General features: G+C 38.2%; 21 protein-coding genes. 8 read left to right on the top strand and 13 right to left on the bottom strand.

Going from position 1 to position 17,097, the window contains the following annotated elements; genetic code table 11:
• Window positions 1-127: 127 nt before the first annotated feature.
• Together rpmA and rplU are read right to left on the bottom strand one after the other, a co-directional pair.
• Window positions 128-385, bottom strand: a complete 258-nt coding sequence (rpmA, locus tag IE199_RS00855; RefSeq protein WP_189766830.1) for a 50S ribosomal protein L27 — start codon at window positions 383-385, stop codon at window positions 128-130.
• 18 nt (window positions 386-403) lie between these two features.
• The gene (gene rplU / locus IE199_RS00850; protein ID WP_189766829.1) at window positions 404-715 is read right to left on the bottom strand and encodes a 50S ribosomal protein L21; all 312 of its coding nucleotides are present in this window, start codon (window positions 713-715) and stop codon (window positions 404-406) included.
• A 233-nt stretch (window positions 716-948) separates the two neighbouring features.
• On the opposite strand from rplU, the gene ispB reads away from it, so the two are divergent.
• Window positions 949-1,920 (top strand): octaprenyl diphosphate synthase, encoded by a 972-nt coding sequence (ispB, locus tag IE199_RS00845; RefSeq protein WP_189766828.1) that lies wholly within the window; start codon window positions 949-951, stop codon window positions 1,918-1,920.
• Window positions 1,921-1,926: 6 nt separating this feature from the next.
• On the opposite strand, the gene IE199_RS00840 is transcribed toward ispB, so the two are convergent.
• A complete protein-coding gene (locus IE199_RS00840; protein ID WP_189766827.1) occupies window positions 1,927-2,622 on the bottom strand; it encodes a transporter substrate-binding domain-containing protein in 696 nt (231 codons plus the stop codon).
• Window positions 2,623-2,716: 94 nt separating this feature from the next.
• Window positions 2,717-3,652 (bottom strand): malate dehydrogenase, encoded by a 936-nt coding sequence (gene mdh / locus IE199_RS00835; RefSeq protein ID WP_189766826.1) that lies wholly within the window; start codon window positions 3,650-3,652, stop codon window positions 2,717-2,719.
• 354 nt (window positions 3,653-4,006) lie between these two features.
• Here mdh and argR point away from each other — a divergent pair, with 354 nt between their 5' ends.
• Both argR and IE199_RS00825 read left to right on the top strand, forming a co-directional pair.
• Window positions 4,007-4,483 (top strand): transcriptional regulator ArgR, encoded by a 477-nt coding sequence (gene argR, locus IE199_RS00830; protein ID WP_189766825.1) that lies wholly within the window; start codon window positions 4,007-4,009, stop codon window positions 4,481-4,483.
• Window positions 4,484-4,868: 385 nt separating this feature from the next.
• Window positions 4,869-5,093: a hypothetical protein gene (locus tag IE199_RS00825; RefSeq protein ID WP_189766824.1), complete on the top strand. Its 225-nt coding sequence runs from the start codon at window positions 4,869-4,871 to the stop codon at window positions 5,091-5,093.
• Between the two features lie 49 nt (window positions 5,094-5,142).
• On the opposite strand, the gene IE199_RS00820 is transcribed toward IE199_RS00825, so the two are convergent.
• From IE199_RS00820 to glnK, 3 genes are all read right to left on the bottom strand, one after another.
• Window positions 5,143-6,078, bottom strand: a complete 936-nt coding sequence (locus tag IE199_RS00820) for a Dyp-type peroxidase (RefSeq protein ID WP_189766823.1) — start codon at window positions 6,076-6,078, stop codon at window positions 5,143-5,145.
• 164 nt (window positions 6,079-6,242) lie between these two features.
• Window positions 6,243-7,508 (bottom strand): ammonium transporter AmtB, encoded by a 1,266-nt coding sequence (amtB, locus tag IE199_RS00815; RefSeq protein ID WP_189766822.1) that lies wholly within the window; start codon window positions 7,506-7,508, stop codon window positions 6,243-6,245.
• A 10-nt stretch (window positions 7,509-7,518) separates the two neighbouring features.
• Window positions 7,519-7,857: a P-II family nitrogen regulator gene (glnK, locus tag IE199_RS00810; protein WP_189766821.1), complete on the bottom strand. Its 339-nt coding sequence runs from the start codon at window positions 7,855-7,857 to the stop codon at window positions 7,519-7,521.
• Window positions 7,858-8,067: 210 nt separating this feature from the next.
• Between glnK and IE199_RS00805 the strand changes: the two genes are divergently transcribed.
• On the top strand, window positions 8,068-8,769 hold the full coding sequence (locus IE199_RS00805; protein ID WP_189766820.1) for a potassium channel family protein: 702 nt from the start codon (window positions 8,068-8,070) through the stop codon (window positions 8,767-8,769).
• Window positions 8,770-8,837: 68 nt separating this feature from the next.
• On the opposite strand, the gene IE199_RS00800 is transcribed toward IE199_RS00805, so the two are convergent.
• Together IE199_RS00800 and IE199_RS00795 are read right to left on the bottom strand one after the other, a co-directional pair.
• Window positions 8,838-9,680, bottom strand: coding sequence for an HDOD domain-containing protein (locus IE199_RS00800; protein WP_189766819.1), 843 nt, complete (start codon window positions 9,678-9,680; stop codon window positions 8,838-8,840).
• A 149-nt stretch (window positions 9,681-9,829) separates the two neighbouring features.
• The gene (locus IE199_RS00795; RefSeq protein ID WP_189766818.1) at window positions 9,830-10,657 is read right to left on the bottom strand and encodes a DUF2797 domain-containing protein; all 828 of its coding nucleotides are present in this window, start codon (window positions 10,655-10,657) and stop codon (window positions 9,830-9,832) included.
• 168 nt (window positions 10,658-10,825) lie between these two features.
• Here IE199_RS00795 and IE199_RS00790 point away from each other — a divergent pair, with 168 nt between their 5' ends.
• Both IE199_RS00790 and IE199_RS00785 read left to right on the top strand, forming a co-directional pair.
• Window positions 10,826-11,104, top strand: coding sequence for a GIY-YIG nuclease family protein (locus IE199_RS00790; RefSeq protein ID WP_189766817.1), 279 nt, complete (start codon window positions 10,826-10,828; stop codon window positions 11,102-11,104).
• Between the two features lie 118 nt (window positions 11,105-11,222).
• Window positions 11,223-11,933 (top strand): DUF3581 family protein, encoded by a 711-nt coding sequence (locus IE199_RS00785; RefSeq protein WP_189766816.1) that lies wholly within the window; start codon window positions 11,223-11,225, stop codon window positions 11,931-11,933.
• Between the two features lie 52 nt (window positions 11,934-11,985).
• On the opposite strand, the gene IE199_RS00780 is transcribed toward IE199_RS00785, so the two are convergent.
• On the bottom strand, window positions 11,986-12,210 hold the full coding sequence (locus IE199_RS00780) for a PGPGW domain-containing protein (protein WP_229854449.1): 225 nt from the start codon (window positions 12,208-12,210) through the stop codon (window positions 11,986-11,988).
• 143 nt (window positions 12,211-12,353) lie between these two features.
• On the bottom strand, window positions 12,354-12,839 hold the full coding sequence (locus tag IE199_RS00775) for a hypothetical protein (protein WP_189766814.1): 486 nt from the start codon (window positions 12,837-12,839) through the stop codon (window positions 12,354-12,356).
• A gap of 206 nt (window positions 12,840-13,045) precedes the next feature.
• Here IE199_RS00775 and IE199_RS00770 point away from each other — a divergent pair, with 206 nt between their 5' ends.
• Window positions 13,046-13,882: a DNA ligase gene (locus IE199_RS00770; protein WP_189766813.1), complete on the top strand. Its 837-nt coding sequence runs from the start codon at window positions 13,046-13,048 to the stop codon at window positions 13,880-13,882.
• Window positions 13,883-13,888: 6 nt separating this feature from the next.
• A complete protein-coding gene (locus IE199_RS00765) occupies window positions 13,889-14,512 on the top strand; it encodes a LysE family translocator (protein ID WP_189766812.1) in 624 nt (207 codons plus the stop codon).
• Here the strand turns inward: IE199_RS00765 and IE199_RS00760 are convergent.
• Window positions 14,509-15,411, bottom strand: coding sequence for a class I SAM-dependent methyltransferase (locus IE199_RS00760; protein WP_189766811.1), 903 nt, complete (start codon window positions 15,409-15,411; stop codon window positions 14,509-14,511). The genes IE199_RS00765 and IE199_RS00760 overlap by 4 nt on opposite strands.
• A gap of 71 nt (window positions 15,412-15,482) precedes the next feature.
• Window positions 15,483-16,907, bottom strand: coding sequence for a sodium-dependent transporter (locus IE199_RS00755; protein ID WP_189766810.1), 1,425 nt, complete (start codon window positions 16,905-16,907; stop codon window positions 15,483-15,485).
• Window positions 16,908-17,097: the final 190 nt, after the last annotated feature.

Raw genomic sequence — 17,097 nt, 5'->3', positions numbered from 1 at the left:
AGGGACTAACTTTTCTCCAATGCTTATGCATTCAATGATAAAACTGCATTTAGTATAAACAATTTTATCACTTCCATAAAAAAAGCCCTACTATCTAAGCAGGGCTTTTTCAAATAAATAAGTTCGATTATTCTGAAACGATACTTACAAATTTGCGGTTTTTAGGACCTTTTACTTCAAACTGAACTTTACCGTCAGTTAAAGCAAATAAAGTGTGGTCTTTACCGATACCCATGTTGTCACCAGCGTGGAACTTAGTACCACGTTGACGAACAATGATGTTACCTGCTAATACAGACTCACCACCGAAACGCTTAACACCTAAGCGTTTACTTTCTGAATCACGACCGTTCTTGGTACTACCTGCTGCCTTCTTATGTGCCATTTTTAAATGCTCCTAAAATTAGCCGTTAATACCAGTAATTTTCACTTCAGTGAACCATTGGCGATGGCCCTGCTGCTTACGTGAATGCTTACGACGTTTGAACTTAACAATCTTAACTTTATCGCCACGGCCTTGAGCAACAATCTCAGCTGTTACTTTACCGCCAGAAATGTAAGGTGCACCTACATTTACGTTTTCGCCATCAGCGATCATTAAAACGTTATCGAATTCTACAGAAGCGCCAACTTCTAGCTCTAGCTTTTCTAAGCGAACTGTTTGCCCTTCAGTAACACGGTGTTGCTTACCACCGCTTTGGAATACCGCGTACATTTGCTACTCCGTACTGCGCCTGTTCAGTAAATAGACGCATAAATTTAAAAATATAGGGCGCGAATTCTACGCGAAGCGTAAAATGATCGCAAGCACAATTATTAACGAAAATAGAATTTTTTGTTTAATTGCATGGAAGTCGATATATCACCTTCTTTATTAGGCAATTTAGTGTACACTTGGCAGCATCAAATTTACGTAACTGTTAGATGCAACGCCTCTTAGCTTTTCCTATGGATCTTCAACAAATTCAATCGCTAGCTCAAGCCGACATGAACAGCGTTAATGAGCTTATTTATCAACAACTTCAATCTGATGTCGCCTTAATTAATCAACTAGGGATTTACATTGTAAATGCTGGTGGAAAGAGAATGCGACCTATGCTGTCAGTGCTAGCAGCAAGAGCAATGAATTATCAAGGTGATAAACACATAGATATCGCCGCGATAATCGAGTTTATTCACACTGCTACATTACTACATGATGACGTTGTTGATGAATCTGAAATGCGCAGAGGTCGAGAGACGGCAAATGCACTTTTTGGCAACAGTGCTAGTGTACTTGTTGGCGACTTCTTATACACACGTTCATTTCAAATGATGACGAAACTCAACAATATGAAAGTCATGGATATTTTATCCGATGCCACCAATATTGTTGCAGAAGGTGAAGTATTGCAATTAATGAATTGTAATGACCCCGACACCACAGAAGAAAGCTATATGCAGGTAATCTACTGCAAAACAGCAAAGTTATTTGAAGCAGCAACACGTTTAGCAGCAGTTATCTCTGAACAATCTGAAGAAATAGAGTTAGCTATGCAGGAATATGGTAAATATTTAGGCACGGCATTCCAACTCGTTGATGATATTATGGATTACACTGCAGACGCCAAAGAAATGGGCAAAAATGTTGGTGATGATCTAGCCGAAGGTAAACCCACACTGCCACTTCTATATGCTATGAATAATGGGAATGAAGCTCAAAAAATGCTTATCCGAGATGCTATAGAAAACTGCACAGGTATGGACAACCTAGAAGCCATATTAACAGCAATGAAAGACACCGGTGCTTTAGAGTACACTCAACAAATTGCAGAACAAGAAGCAGATAAAGCTATTGCGGCACTCACTATATTGCCTAACACCCCTTACAAAGAAGCGTTAATCGCGCTAGCTCATATTGCAGCTAATAGAAGTCACTAGTGTGAGTTATTTATTTTCGAGCGCCTGTCTTAATAGGCGCTCCAAACGTTTAGCTTTAGCTTCTCCATTTGGATAATAACCAACAAATTGCGGCTCAATGTAAACATCGTCTGGAGAAATTCTCAGCGGTAAACCGAGGTGTTTTATTTTGTATTCAGCCCATGCTCTATCGACAAGCATGGCGTCAACACGCTTCAAAACAAGATGCTGAAAAAGCAAGCGTGTACTTTTATCATCCTTAGCATAATACTTCGTTTTCACTAATCTGGCATCATTGCTAAGTAAGTACTGCAAGACTTCATCTGGATATTGATAATCCCAAGATAGCATCACTTTGGTATTAGGAAGTAAATTATTATTTAGTTTGCTGTCTTGATGAAAAACTAACGTTATTTTCCAATCATTAATCGGCACAGGTACAAAAGGTAAGGCTTCATTTTTATCAGAATGCAGCACAAAATCGAATTGCCCTGCCGTCACCGCAGCGATGCAACGCGCAAAAGGTAGCTCTTTGAAAGAGACCGTTATATTTGATTGCTCAATCGCTCTTTTAACAAGGTCGATACTTTCACCAACATACTGCCCCTGGTCATTAAGATACGAAAAAGGTTTCCATCTTTCATAGCAAAACCTGAATGTTTCAGCCGACAATGCATTGCTGAATGTAAGTGCGACAAATGAGACGACAAAATATTTCAACATACTGATATTAAAAAAGCTGCCTACTTAAAATCAGTATAGCGTAAGATACAAAAAAGCCGCCAAAAGGCGGCTTTTTTATTAAAAATCAATAAGCTTAACCATTGATAAAGTCGATACCTTCTTGGATATCTTTATTTAAGGTTTCAAGCATATCTTCTTTGGCTTTTTGTTCAAATGCGCTTAATTCGCCATAAGATAAGATTTCTTCTACGCCATTTTTACCTAAACGTACTGGGTGTGCAAAATATTCAGCATCGCCATTTTCAACGTTTACATATGCATAATCTACAACGTCTTCACCTTGTAAGCCTTTAATTAAAGACATAGTGAAACGTGCTGCAGCAGCGCCCATAGATAAAGTAGCAGAACCACCGCCCGCCTTAGCGTTAACAACTTCAGTACCTGCGTTTTGAATACGAGGAGTTAAAGCTGCCACTTCTTCGTCAGTAAATGTTACACCTTCTACTTGTGAAAGTAGTGGAAGAATTGTTGTACCTGAATGACCACCAATAACTGGTACTTTCACGTTAGCAACATCTAAACCTTTTAATTCAGCAACAAATGCTTCTGAACGAATTACGTCAAGTGTTGTAACACCAAATACACGATTAGCGTCATAAGTACCTGCTTTTTTGAATACTTCTGCCACAATTGGAACTGTGCCATTTACAGGGTTAGTGATAACACCAACCAAAGCTTTTGGACAGTTAGCAACAATACCTTCCGCCAATGTTTTGATGATACCAGCATTCACATTGAAAAGGTCGGCACGATCCATACCTGGCTTACGTGGCATTCCAGCAGGAATAATTACAATGTCAGCACTGTCAAGAGCAGATGCTAAATCGTCTGCACCGTAACCTTTAACATTTACTGCCGTTGGGATGTGGCTTAAATCAACAGCAACACCTGGTACAACTGGTGCAACGTCGTACAAGGCTAAATCAGAACCTGCTGGTAATTGTGTTTTTAGAAGTAATGATAACGCTTGGCCGATACCGCCAGCTGCGCCTAGAACAGCTACTTTCATTGGAATTCTCCGAAATTTGAGTATTTACGTAAAATTTGGTCGCCAAAAGATAAAACATTAGCCACCAAAAGACAATGATTAATAACGTGAAGCTATCTAGAATTAATCGCTAATTTTGCTTTGTTCAATATAGTTTAAGCTGATGCACAGATTGCCATTTATTACATTTTATCCTGACATTCAGACAAGCGAGCGAATAAATTCTTTTAATAGCCCCAAATTTTTGATAGAAACAACAAAGCACTGACCATTGAATTGATACGCTTTTTTACTATCTTGTATAATGCCCTTCAAGGATAGCGTATAATTTCAACAACGAAATAATACTTAGGTATAAAGATCACCAATTATCACATGACTACAGTCCAACAAAAGCAAGAAGCATTAGTAAATGCGTTTAAAGAATTACTCAAACAAGAGCAGTTTGGCTCACAGGGCGATATTGTCGACGCTTTGAAGTCTCAAGGCTTTGATAACATTAGCCAGTCAAAAGTATCTAGAATGTTAAGTAAGTTTGGCGCTGTGCGCACCCGCAACGCGCGTCAAGATATGGTGTATTGTTTACCGGCTGAACTAGGTGTACCCACAGCAAAAAGCCCTTTAAAACAGCTTGTACTTGATATCGAACATAATGAAATGATGATCATTATTCGCACTAGCCCCGGTGCTGCTCAGCTTATCGCTAGGTTACTAGACAGTTTAAGCCAAGCTGACGGTGTATTAGGTACTATCGCTGGTGACGATACTATTTTTATCGCTCCTACCAGCGTAAAAGACATTCAAACTACTATTAACAGTTTAGAAAAACTCTTTTCAAAAAGCTCTCTATAAGAGAGCAATAAACCAAATAAAGCTTCTTCTTTAAGCCGCTAGAAATCAACAAAACTGTCGTGTTTGAATATTTATACATGTCGATAAAAAATGGTGAATTAATTGCTAATAAGTCACTGTTTTCAAAATTACTTCCTAGCTAAACAACAAACTTCTTATGGTTTAAGCGCATTTATAACCTAAGTGCATAGCATGTTTAAAAAACCAGCAATACAATGAAATATCTCAGGAAAAATAGGTATATAGCTCTTCATTGACACACAACTTAGGGAATGAAATGCTGTTGGTGGTACTTGGGAGTCACCATGACTTTGCTCCCATTATGGCAAGATGCCAGTTGTTAAGTTATGTACCATGACAATTAATTTAGTTTAAGGAATAAACAATGAAAAAATTATTAAGCAGAAAATCCACTTTGTTTTCACTTTCTCTACTGTTAGGGGCTGGCGCTTCTTATGCGACAACATGTGAAGAAGATTGTGAGAGAATCGCAAGGCAAGAACAAGCTGTTATGTGTGCTGGTCAAGCGGGGGCTTCAGCATGCGCTTCGAGCGAACCATTATTTAATTATCTTTATAATCAATGTTTACAAAACTACTGTTCAAATTAATTCACATTTGCAATAGATAGTTGTAAAACCAATAACTGTTTTGATGCAGTTATTGGTTTTCTGTTATAGCTAACTCAGCTAGGATATTTAGGCTAGGAGCAAAAAAGGAAGCACCTGTTTCTGCCTGTGTAAACTTAAGCATGTGATCAAAGTTACCTAGTTCGTCTTCTTCGACCATGCTTTTCAGCATATTTTCAAACGGCTCAGGTGAGTGGCAATAAGAGACAAAAAATAACCCCTGAATTTTCATATCACCGTAAGGCATGCTTTGCCTTAATATCTCTATACTGTTACCTTCAGCGTCTTTTAAATTAGTGCGTTTAATATGAGACGTTTCTGGTTTATTTTCTGCAGTATATTCTTCGTTATCGATTTTTGTTCGCCCAATTACATCTTCTTGCTCTTTAACTTTTAAGCGATTCCAAAGGTTTAAGTTATGTCTATATCGCTGAATATGTAAATAACTTCCAGCGGCAAACTGTTCGTCTTGCTCTGGCGTCAATAAAGCGACTTCACGTCGGTGTCTACCTTTGGGGTTTTCTGTACCATCTACAAAGCCTGTTAAATCTCGACCATCAAGAAACCTAAACCCTCGAACTTGCTCAACTAACTCTACTCCGCCGGACAATAACTCACACACCTTTCCTGCAACAATATGATTTACGTCAGCTCTATCACTGCGCACTTCAATATAAAGATCATAATTTACTGAAGGTGCAATGCGGTCATCACATTTTATTTCTGAGAAAGCGCGTAATGATTTTGGTCTGGCCTTGGGGTAAAACTCATCCCAATAGTTTGCACCAATAGCGATAACCCCTGTTAGATTGGCTTCCGAAAACCGATCAGCATACTTTTCAAACATCGCGGGTAGTCTAGATAACGCCTGCCTAATCAATGCATTTTTATCGTCTAATACATTGAACAACAAATAATAACCATGAAGACTCGGTTCCGCACACACACCGAATTGCTCTCTTGCCATCGCCCTATTCCAAATCCAAGCTAATCTATTAATACTACACAACTTTATACAATTTGTACTAATGAAATATGCAATTGCACAGTCAGTTCTTTAGACAATTAAAATGTGCAGATTAAAAAAGGGAAGCACTTGGCTTCCCTTAAGAGCATAACTATTGTCTTATGTTATCCTCGAGTGAACTCAGGATAGGCTTCCAAACCACAATCTGATTTGTCTACACCTTCATACTCTTCTTCTTCACTTACTCTAATACCAATAGTTACTTTTAATAAAAACCATACCACTAAACTGGTGATAAAAACCCAAGCAAATATCGTCGTTGCGCCAATTAACTGCCCTGAAAAACTTGCATTTCCATTAGTGATAGGCACTAATAACAATCCTAGAAAACCAACGACACCATGCACAGAAATAGCCCCAACAGGATCATCGATTTTTAACTTATCAAGTGAAACGATAGCTAATACCACTAACAAACCTCCCAAGACGCCAAACACTGTCGCTTGCAGCGCTGTTGGAGTTGATGGTTCAGCGGTAATTGCCACAAGTCCTGCAAGCGCCCCATTTAACGCCATAGTTAAATCTGCTTTTTTAAATAAGATTTTAGCTAAAATTAATGCTGCTACCGCTCCTCCGGCTGCTGCGGCATTGGTATTTAAAAACACCATAGCGACTGAGTGTGAATTATTGATATCACCTAGCTTTAACACAGAGCCACCATTAAAGCCAAACCAACCCATCCACAATACAAAGGTTCCTAATGTGGCTAGTGGTAAGTTTGCTCCAGGAATAGCATTGATACGGCCATTTGCCCCATATTTCCCTTTTCTAGGACCTAACAGTAATACACCTGCAAGGGCTGCTGATGCACCTGCCAAGTGAACAATACCTGAACCGGCGAAATCAGAAAAACCCATATCGGCTAAAGTAAACCAACCAAAAACCGCTTCACCGCCCCAAGTCCAACTACCTTCCATCGGGTAAATAAATGCAGTCAACACTACGGTAAAAGCGAGAAATGACCATAGTTTCATACGTTCAGCTACAGCTCCCGACACAATTGACATCGCAGTGGCGACAAAGACCACCTGAAAGAAAAAATCAGATGCTTTCGAATAGATAGCACCACCAGTAAAACCCTCTTCTCGATTAGCAAATTCTGATAAAACAGCATTGGCATCTACCGTTTCAATACCCGATAAGAAATAGCCACCGCCGTACATTATTTGATAACCACACGCTAAGTAGGTGATACAAGATATTGAATACAAAGCGATATTCTTTGTTAATATTTCAGTGGTGTTTTTTGCACGAACTAAACCAGCCTCTAACATAGAAAAGCCAGCTGCCATCCACATGACTAAAGCACCACAAATTAGAAAATAAAAAGTATCTAAAGCGTATTGTAAATGAAATATATTTTGTTCCATGACTTTCTCCTTACAATGCTTCTAGGTCAGTTTCACCAGTACGAATTCGTACCGCGTGTTCAAGGTCATAAACGAATATTTTTCCATCACCAATTTTACCTGTGTGAGCTGCTTGGGTTATTGCCTCGATCAAGCGTTCTACCAATTCGTCATTTACTGCAATATCCAGCTTAACTTTTGGTAGAAAATCTACTTGGTATTCAGCACCACGATACAATTCGGTATGGCCTTTTTGCCTGCCAAACCCTTTAACCTCACTGACCGTAAGTCCTTCAATCCCCACCTCAGAAATAGCTTCACGTACATCATCAAGTTTGAATGGTTTAATAATGGCACTAATTAATTTCATTGCTTACCCCTAATTATCATTTTTCAATGAATATTCAATGGCTATGCCAAACAATAAAAGTTTAATATTTACAATATCTTGTTTAATATTAATGATAATACTTGCCATAGAAGCGCACCAAGACAGTGCATAGTTTTTGAGCAGGTGAAACTTTTGGTGCAATTCTTTGTATTAATGATATGTAGATTGCCATTGTTAGCAGAGCAAGATATGACAACAAAAGATAATTTTATATATTTAACGATTGCCTTAACCACTTTGTTATTGAGCACTGCACTCGCTCAACAGTTTTTTGATCCCTCTGCACAGCGGCTAGTTCAATCAACAACCGTCATTACCTTATTATCAATCGTTTGGGGAGCTAAAAACGAAAAGCTGTTTTTACGTAAAGCCTTTATATTTCCTGTCGCTATCGTTTTAACTTCCTTGGGTGGGTATTGGCTTGATAACGTCAATTTAGAATATGCACATTTATTATTGTTACTGGTGTTTTTTATTTTTACCGCCATTCAAACAACCAAGTTAGTCATGCTAGCTGGCAAGGTGGATAGCAATAAGATTCTAGGGGCGATTTGTTTGTACTTATTGCTAGGGCTTATTTGGGCGCTTATCTACACCTTAATTGAACTCAATATTCCTGGCTCTTTTAAAGGCTTAAAGTCATCTGAGCACTGGTTTGAATTGTTTCCAACATTTGTTTATTTCTCTTTTGTGACTCTTACCACATTGGGCTTTGGTGACATCGCACCAACGTTGCCGTTAAGTCAGTTTTTTGTTTATTTTCAAGCAGTATGTGGGCAGTTTTATCTGGCGATATTAGTAGCAAGTATGGTGGGCTCAAGAATTTCAGCTATCAGCAACAAACATGCGCAGAGATTTAGAGATCGCTATATGCAAGATCAAGACGACTAAAGCAAGAGAAATAAAAAAGCCTGTTCAGCTTCTATAGCGAACAGGCTCTTTTTACGGTTAACAATAAACTAATAAATGGTGACAGCACCAGGACTTAAAATAGCTAAAATTGCTAATCGTTCAAGATCGCAAAACTCGTTTACCGCTTTGATCATTTGAGTGTCTATTTGTAGCTCTTGCAGTTTGGCTTCGTCAGCTAAGTCTTCAACGTTAAAATGACTGTGGTGATTAGACAACATAATACGCTTAGCAACATATAGTAGCTTTGTTTCATCGGTACAGTGTTCAAAGTTTTCTTCATTTTGATAACGCACAGGCTCTATCAAACTGAAAGGTAATTGCCATTGCTTTAACAACTCTCCAGTGCAATCAGCAAAAGTAAAACCAAAGGTTTCTTTCTGCAATGCCCATGGTAATGATTTGTCATTGTGCTCATTAAGTTGAGTTACTTTTTCCGGTTCAAACTGTTGTACTACCAGCTCACCTAAGTTATGCAACAACCCCAAAATGAAAAGTCGCTCAGCGTTGGCCACTTTTAATTTGAACCCTAAATATTTAATGATTAGTGCACAATCAACGCTTTTTTCCCAAAAGACTTCTAGAAATTCTGCAGGCGCACTAATGGACTTAAATGCTTTAGTAGTAAAGTATGCAATAACTAGGTTATAGACTTCGGTAATACCTAGTACGAGTACCGCCTTTGAAATGGTGTCAATTTTACCGGGATAATTAAAAAATGAGCTATTGGCAAGTTTTAATATTGTTCCGGATAAAGCGGGATCCAATAGGATAACATCAGCGATATCATCAATGGTTGAAGCTTCATCATCGATCAATTCTTTTATTCGAATGAACGAATCCGACAATACAAAAATCTCGCTGGCTTTTTCAGCGTATTCAATTGCATCCATACAGGTTACTCCAAAATAAAAATATCAATAGAGTTAACACAGGTTGGCATATTCACTAATTTATACTCCCAAAATAATGAAGTCTCATATATATACTTATAGCAAATCTATTCCATCAGTATAGACACAATTTTAACCACTGCCTTATATTAACTTACTTTTACATCAACATGATAAGAGGTGAATTTTCGTATATTGATGACTCCTGTATCGAAAATCAAGTACTGACCTTTGATTCCCATCAATACACCAGCGACTATTGGCGATTTATCAAAATTAAAAGACGAAACTTTACTTGGGTATTGCTCAACAGGGTAAGTTAATTCAACTACTGGTTGATCAAGCTCTTTAACCGCAGACTCACCATATTTTAATTTAATATCAGCTAAGGCGTCAGAAATTAACGGCATCAACCTTTGTTTTTCATCAAGTAAATCAAGCTCTTTATTGTCTCCCTTTAACATAGCACGCCAGTTGGTTTTATCCGCAATTAATTTTGCTAGCTCAATTTCAACCAAGCCCGATTGCAAGCGAGTATCCACTTCAAAGATGGGGAGCGCCTGCGTAGCCCCCTGATCTATCCAACGAGTTGGTATTTGCGTTTTACGGGTAATGCCTACCTTTAAACCAGATGTATTCGCCAAATATACAATATGAGGGATAAAACAATGTTGTTCACCCCATTCAGGCTCTCTACAAGTTCCTAAATGGAAATGACAGGTTTCCGGTTTCATGATGCACATGTCAGATTGCGCCAGCTTTTGCATACATGGAAAACAAAACCCTTGTGAATAGCTTTTTTTCGTTTTTCTACCACAATGCTGGCAACTGATATGTTCATGATAATTTAGTGTCACATGTTGCCCAATCAATTCGTTCATTGGGATAACCTGCTCGCCTACAGGCAACCCGTAGCTCACCTGCCCTTGCGCTAATTCGCTTACCATTTTTTTCAATGGTCCAGTTTCTATTTGCATATTTATAGCCAATTTTATGAATATTTTATATTTTGATGGTGCCTCACCTGATGAGTATTTGCCCCAATACGTCTCAGGCTCGCTTATTACCTAGATTTAACATACTAAGCTTTTATATAATCAGCATTAGTATAACGTCGAGTAACAAATGCCTTAAGAGAAAGTTACATGAATGCAGATAAGCCTTGGTTCATATATTTACTAAGATGTGCAGATAATAGTTTATATGCAGGTGTAACCACAGATATTTCAAGACGATTGCTAGAGCATAACACCTGTAATGTAAAAGGTGCTAAGTATACACGTGTGCGCCGCCCTGTTACCTTGGCATATGCAGAGCCAGCTAACACAAGACAACAAGCCTGTCAGCGTGAATATCAAATAAGAAAGCTATCAAAAACGAAGAAAGAACAGCTTGTCAACTCCTATATAAAAACACAACTGTAAGCTGAAGTACCCATCCAGACTGGTCTGCTTTGTTAGTAACTGCTAATAAATTTTCGATTTTTCGTCAATCTGCTGGTAGAATGCGTCGTTTTTTTTGACAAGCAATGAAGTAGCCAACATGTTTTTAGAAAATTATTGCCTAACCGACAATGACAAAATAAGTTTTACCCGCCAACAAGCGAGTGATTTTGCCAAAAATGTCGCCGACGACTTTAACCCATTACACGATATTGATGCTAAGCGCTTTTGTGTGCCGGGCGATTTGTTATTTGCCTTAACGTTGGAGAACTCTGGGCTTTCTCAATACATGTCTTTTACTTTTTCAGGCATGGTAACAGATGGTATTGCACTTAATTTTCCAAAAAGCATTACGAGTACCTCAGCAATTTGTGATGATAATGGTAAAGAGTATTTATCAGTTGCTGCATCAGGAGAAACAACAAAGGATGCACAGGCAATTAATGCTTTAATCACGGCATATGTTGAGTTTTCAGGTCAAACCTTTCCTCATATTCTTGTATCCCTAATGGCCGACAATCAGGTAATGATCAATCCTACACGCCCTATGGTTATGTATGAAAGCATGAGCATCGACTTAGACACTGTTGAGTTTTCTGAACTTACATTAGAGCTTGCAGAATCTAAACTTTCCTTAGATGGAAAACGAGGCGTTGCAGATTTAATTTTCAATTTATATTCAGCGGGCAAACAAATTGGTCATGGTAAAAAGCACATGATCTTAAGTGGTTTACGCCCATTTGAACAAGCTGTGATGGACGATGTAGTACAAGGTTACATCGATAAAAAAGCCAATTACTTTGCTGCGTAAATAGCGGTTATACATGTTAGCTCATAAATAAAGCGACATTCGTCGCTTTATTTTATTTTCGTTTCAATAACCAAGCGTCCACGCGTTGTGCACTTTGCCTCATCCAATATTGGCTTTGTTTCAACCACTTCTTCGCCCAAGAAAAATGTAAACTCAACAAGGCTAACCCCAGAGGAATAAATATAACCGCAGGCCCTGGTAACAAGATAAATACTAAACCTATAGCTAAAAATACAAAGCCTAATACAATCTGCACGCTTGTTTTTAATTGATGCACTATAACTACTCCAAAATGAACACGAATAATCAACAGCAACTTACACGCCACACACATAACTCACTGATAAATAGACCTTTATCATAAAACCTCAATCTATAAGTTAGTTAGATTAGTCACTAAAGTGTAAATTTCGCCAGATTTTACTCTTTGTTTGCCAGTAGTTCTTGTTCAAATTCTTGCTGTTGCTTTTGCCTATCTTCCATGCAAAAGGCAAATATATTTAGTCGTTTAGGTTTTTCACATTGCTCTGGTTGTTGATAATAATCCAACCACATTTGCTGTTTCCTGCCTTTATACTTACTGGAAATTCTTATTGTATTAGTTAAAGGGCCTGTTGGGTGAGATAATAATGAGTTACTTTTTTCTGACGCTTGGCTAGGAGTATCTTGTTTTTTCTTTTTAACTTTACGTTTGTTTTTCGTTCGTTTATTTTGACAATTCCACCACTTTTCTCGTGCTTTCTTTTCTCGTTCAGCAAGTTTTTTGCCTTTTTCAGCACCATAGCCTAAACGTTGTTGAGCTTGTATGTTATCTAGTTTATCCGCAAGTGATTGACACTCGGGCCGAGTTGCATGCGCAGACGTAGCCAGGCTAACAAAAACGGCACAACAAAGTATTTTTTTCACGACCAAATCCTTTTGGTTAAATGATTGAATCACTAATACTAGACCATTACATCAAAAAAACTAGCGAATATTCAACACTCTCCTATACTTGAGCCCAACTAAAGTTTCTCGTTAACGCCACAAAATTAATCGGGTATATTCGAGTAAGCAGGTAAAAAGACAAAATTCATTAAACACTCTCATCTTCTTGAACAAGGACGTTCCCGATGAAATCACTTCACAACTGGCTTGTAATCAGCTTATTTATTCCTTTAATGACTAACGCCAACATGGTTAGCTTACAAAAAGGAATTAACTTTCAAACACCAGAAAATATTACTGAATATTTTGTCAGTGAAAAACTTGATGGTGTTAGAGCCTACTGGGATGGAAATAATCTGGTAACCCGCTCTGGCAAGAAAATTCACGTACCACAATGGTTTGTTTCCAAATGGCCAGAAACACCTCTAGACGGAGAACTTTGGAGTAAACGCGGCGATTTTCAAAATATCGTTTCTTGTATACGTCGCTTGCCAAAAAATCAACAAGATTGCTGGCAAAACATAAGGTTCCATGTTTTTGATTTACCAGCCGAGCAAGATAGATTTGAGCAAAGGTTTAACAAATACAACAAGCTTATACAGCAAATTGATTCACCTACTTTAATTGCAATCCCTCAAAGCCGTGTCGGCAATATAAGGCAGCTTAATGCCCTGCTTCAGCAGATAGTAACCAATGGCGCAGAAGGCCTAATGTTACATCACCAAGACGCTTATTATCAGAACGGCCGCAACGCAAAGCTGATGAAATATAAACAGTATTTTGATGCAGAGGCACAAGTAGTCAAACATATTGCAGGTAAAGGCAAATATACGGGTAAAATGGGCGCGATATTAGTCCAACTGCCCGATGGGCAACAATTTAAAATTGGTACTGGTTTTAGTGACCATGAAAGAAATAACCCACCGCCTGTTGGCAGCATAGTGACTTATCGGTATATTGGAAAAACTGATAGGGGCATCCCTAAATTTGCTAGTTACCTACGTATCAGACAAACAGAGTAAATTACGATGGAAATACATTTGTGGTTATCGCTAGTAGCGATTTGCATTATGGGGGCTTTGTCACCAGGGCCAAGCTTAGCTGTTGTTGTTAAAAACACACTATTTGGAGGTGCTAAACAAGGATATGCCACAGCAATAAGCCATGGAGCAGGTGTAGCGCTTTATGCCGCGTTAACGACGTTAGGTATCGCTGTTATTATTGTGCAATCACCATTACTATTTTCAATCATCAAATATGCAGGTGCAGCTTTTTTACTTTATCTCGGCATTAAATCGCTATTCAGTAAAAAACAGTCAATTGAAGTTGACGATACCACAAGCGAAAAGCAAAACACACAGCAAAAAATTAATGGTTGGCGAGACGGTTTTTTAATTGCCTTTTTAAACCCAAAACTTGCGATTTTCTTTTTAGCCTTGTTTAGTCAATTTGTTAGTGCCAATGCAAGTGTTCAGGAAAAGGTGGTTATGGTGGCAACCGTTGGTATTATCGACACTTTATGGTACGTCATTGTTGCCTTTTTATTTTCAAGAGGGCCCGTGCTTAAAAAGCTCAAACAAAACAGCCATATCATCGACAGGATCACTGGCACATTTTTAATTTTACTCGCAACACGGGTTGTGGTGAATTAAGCCTTGTATCTGAAATACAGAGCTTTTAAGCCTTTTCCTTTTACAGCTTCAACAAACACTTCGGGATTGTCAATTTTGTATTGAAATTGGCAATTCGGGCATTCACGGGCAACTTCTGCCAATAAAAATTCTTCATCTAAATCAGGAGAATTTAAGCAAAGTAACACATCCGCCTGCTGATCTAGCCATTGAGGTAAACGGCTAATGATTTTTTTATAATCTCGCTCGATGTTAACGCTGCCTTTTTGAAATGAAGGTGGATCACATATGAGTAGCTGATAAGGGCCATGTTTTTTTAAGCGATTATAAGACTTAAAAATATCAACGCCTTCAAAGTGCACTTTTTTCAAATCATGAGCATTTAATCGATGATTTTCCCTTCCTTTGGTCAACGTGTTTTTGGCCATATCAATATTAACAACTTTATCTGCCTTACCAGCAATTGCCGCAACAGAAAAAGCGCACGTATAAGCAAAAAGGTTTAAAACAGTTTTATGCTCAGCATTTTCTTTAACCCACTGCCGACCATTTGCCATATCCAAAAACAGGCCTGTATTTTGTGATTTACCCAATTCAATATGATACTTAAGACCATTTTCTTGACAAACGGTAGAGAAAATTTCTTCGCCCCACAACAGTGTAAATGGCGCCAACGACTGGTATCTGTGTTGTACCTGAATTGAACGACATAAAGGCAAGTGTTGAATAATAAACTGTTGAATATCTGCTAGTAGTGATGTGGTATCTTCCTTATACAAGGTTACGACCACTACAGGGGCATACCAATCGATATTAACGTGTTCAAGCCCTTCAAAAGCATGGCCACGGCCGTGAAACAACCTAAAACAGTTATCATCAACAGCATTTTTAATATTTGCACTTAACTGGTTTAACAGCATGTAAGAAACTCCTAAAACACAAAGGCCGTGTTATTTATAACACGGCCTTTAGGCATTACTCGGTTACGGTATTAAAAGCCAAATAAACTTTGACCAAAGAATTTAGTCGCAACGGTATTAATAAAAATGAACAGTACAATAGCAGGTACAAAAGTACTTAATGAGAAGTTAATGTATTTTTCCATCATTGAACCTGCGTAGCTTTCATTACCTTCACTAAGCTCTTTTGATAACTGATGTTTCTTCCATCTATAACTAACAAATATACAAAGTAAGAAACCATTTAGCGGTAAAATTGTGTCGTAAAACACATCAACAACCACATCAAAAAACGGCTTAGTTTGCCCCGCATAACTAGTGAAATTACTGAAAAAGTCAACCATACCATAAGACACAAGAGCAAAAACCGTTAATACACCTGCGGTCATTAACAGCGTCAGTAGCGCCTTTTTACGCGAATGTGATTTTTCAGTCACAAGGTAAGATACCGGTACTTCAATAATTGATACTAGTGAAGTAATTGCTGCAAAAAATACTAAGGTAAAGAAAAACACAGCAATGGCACTAGCACCTGCATAGCCAATACTACTCTCTAAGGCAAAGAAGATCTTAGGTAGTAAAACGAAAATTAGTGATACACCACTGTTGCTTAGCTCATCCGGGTTTACATTGGGATCAAATGAAAATATCGCTGGCAGAATCATTAAGCCCGCAGTAAATGCAACTGCAGTATCTGTTAGTGCAACTAACTTGGCTGACCCTGCAATATCAGTTTTACGCGTGATATAAGAACCATAGGTAATCAAAATACCCATACCTAATGATAAAGAGAAAAAGGCTTGAGAAAGTGCACTATTGACCACACTTGGCGTAATTTTACTGACATCTGGAATTAAGAAGAACTTAACGCCGGCAAAAGCATTGTCTAAGGTCAATACAAATACCACCATCATCAATAACATGACTAGTAACGCTGGCATTAATATTTTAGCCGCTCGTTCAATACCGTCTTTGACGCCTGCAACAAGAATAATATTTACAATGATGGCAACAGCGACTAAATAACCAAATAAGTAACCGTCTTTTACAAAGTTGGTGAAATAATCTGGTTGGGTTAAAGCATCAAGGTTTCCAGTGAGTATCATGACGATATAACCAAAAATCCAAACGGTGATCACCATATAAAATACCGCGATCATAAATGGTGTTAATACTCCAAGAAAGCCAGCAGCCCCCCAAAACTTGCTGTCTCCGCTTAATGACTTATAAGCCCCTACAGGCTCTTTTTGGGTTTTTCTACCCACTGCCATTTCAGCAATCATCACAGGTAAACAAATGAAAAATACAAACAAGGCGTACATTAATAAAAATGCGCCACCGCCATTTTTAGCAGCGTTTACTGGAAAGCCCACTAGGTTACCTATACCAACAGCTGAACCAGCAGCTGCTAAGATAAAGCCTAACCTTGAGCTAAAATGTTCTCTAGATGCGGTCATAAATGTCCTTCGTTATAATATTTTTTTAGGCACGAATGTTAATTGAATATACTAAATGCTTGCGCTGTACCCATTGGGCACACATTCAGTTTTTTTAGTTGACCGATGCTATCAAGGATTTATGCAAAAGTCTTCTATTTGTCACTACCAAGCTATAAACATTATTACTGTAGGAGGGCAATGAAGATTC

It is taken from the genome of Thalassotalea marina, assembly GCF_014656435.1.
Taxonomy (GTDB): domain Bacteria; phylum Pseudomonadota; class Gammaproteobacteria; order Enterobacterales; family Alteromonadaceae; genus Thalassotalea_C; species Thalassotalea_C marina.
The sequence above is the reverse complement of the archived record's forward strand: the minus strand, read 5'-3'. Positions and strand labels throughout refer to the sequence as shown.

Excerpts from the sequence above, each read along its gene's own strand:
- rpmA (WP_189766830.1), bottom strand. The coding sequence starts at position 385 with ATGGCACATAAGAAGGCAGCAGGTAGTACCAAGAACGGTCGTGATTCA.
- rplU (WP_189766829.1), bottom strand. The coding sequence starts at position 715 with ATGTACGCGGTATTCCAAAGCGGTGGTAAGCAACACCGTGTTACTGAA.
- ispB (WP_189766828.1), top strand. The coding sequence starts at position 949 with ATGGATCTTCAACAAATTCAATCGCTAGCTCAAGCCGACATGAACAGC.
- IE199_RS00840 (WP_189766827.1), bottom strand. The coding sequence starts at position 2,622 with ATGTTGAAATATTTTGTCGTCTCATTTGTCGCACTTACATTCAGCAAT.
- mdh (WP_189766826.1), bottom strand. The coding sequence starts at position 3,652 with ATGAAAGTAGCTGTTCTAGGCGCAGCTGGCGGTATCGGCCAAGCGTTA.
- argR (WP_189766825.1), top strand. The coding sequence starts at position 4,007 with ATGACTACAGTCCAACAAAAGCAAGAAGCATTAGTAAATGCGTTTAAA.
- IE199_RS00825 (WP_189766824.1), top strand. The coding sequence starts at position 4,869 with ATGAAAAAATTATTAAGCAGAAAATCCACTTTGTTTTCACTTTCTCTA.
- IE199_RS00820 (WP_189766823.1), bottom strand. The coding sequence starts at position 6,078 with ATGGCAAGAGAGCAATTCGGTGTGTGTGCGGAACCGAGTCTTCATGGT.
- amtB (WP_189766822.1), bottom strand. The coding sequence starts at position 7,508 with ATGGAACAAAATATATTTCATTTACAATACGCTTTAGATACTTTTTAT.
- glnK (WP_189766821.1), bottom strand. The coding sequence starts at position 7,857 with ATGAAATTAATTAGTGCCATTATTAAACCATTCAAACTTGATGATGTA.
- IE199_RS00805 (WP_189766820.1), top strand. The coding sequence starts at position 8,068 with ATGACAACAAAAGATAATTTTATATATTTAACGATTGCCTTAACCACT.
- IE199_RS00800 (WP_189766819.1), bottom strand. The coding sequence starts at position 9,680 with ATGGATGCAATTGAATACGCTGAAAAAGCCAGCGAGATTTTTGTATTG.
- IE199_RS00795 (WP_189766818.1), bottom strand. The coding sequence starts at position 10,657 with ATGCAAATAGAAACTGGACCATTGAAAAAAATGGTAAGCGAATTAGCG.
- IE199_RS00790 (WP_189766817.1), top strand. The coding sequence starts at position 10,826 with ATGAATGCAGATAAGCCTTGGTTCATATATTTACTAAGATGTGCAGAT.
- IE199_RS00785 (WP_189766816.1), top strand. The coding sequence starts at position 11,223 with ATGTTTTTAGAAAATTATTGCCTAACCGACAATGACAAAATAAGTTTT.
- IE199_RS00770 (WP_189766813.1), top strand. The coding sequence starts at position 13,046 with ATGAAATCACTTCACAACTGGCTTGTAATCAGCTTATTTATTCCTTTA.
- IE199_RS00765 (WP_189766812.1), top strand. The coding sequence starts at position 13,889 with ATGGAAATACATTTGTGGTTATCGCTAGTAGCGATTTGCATTATGGGG.
- IE199_RS00760 (WP_189766811.1), bottom strand. The coding sequence starts at position 15,411 with ATGCTGTTAAACCAGTTAAGTGCAAATATTAAAAATGCTGTTGATGAT.
- IE199_RS00755 (WP_189766810.1), bottom strand. The coding sequence starts at position 16,907 with ATGACCGCATCTAGAGAACATTTTAGCTCAAGGTTAGGCTTTATCTTA.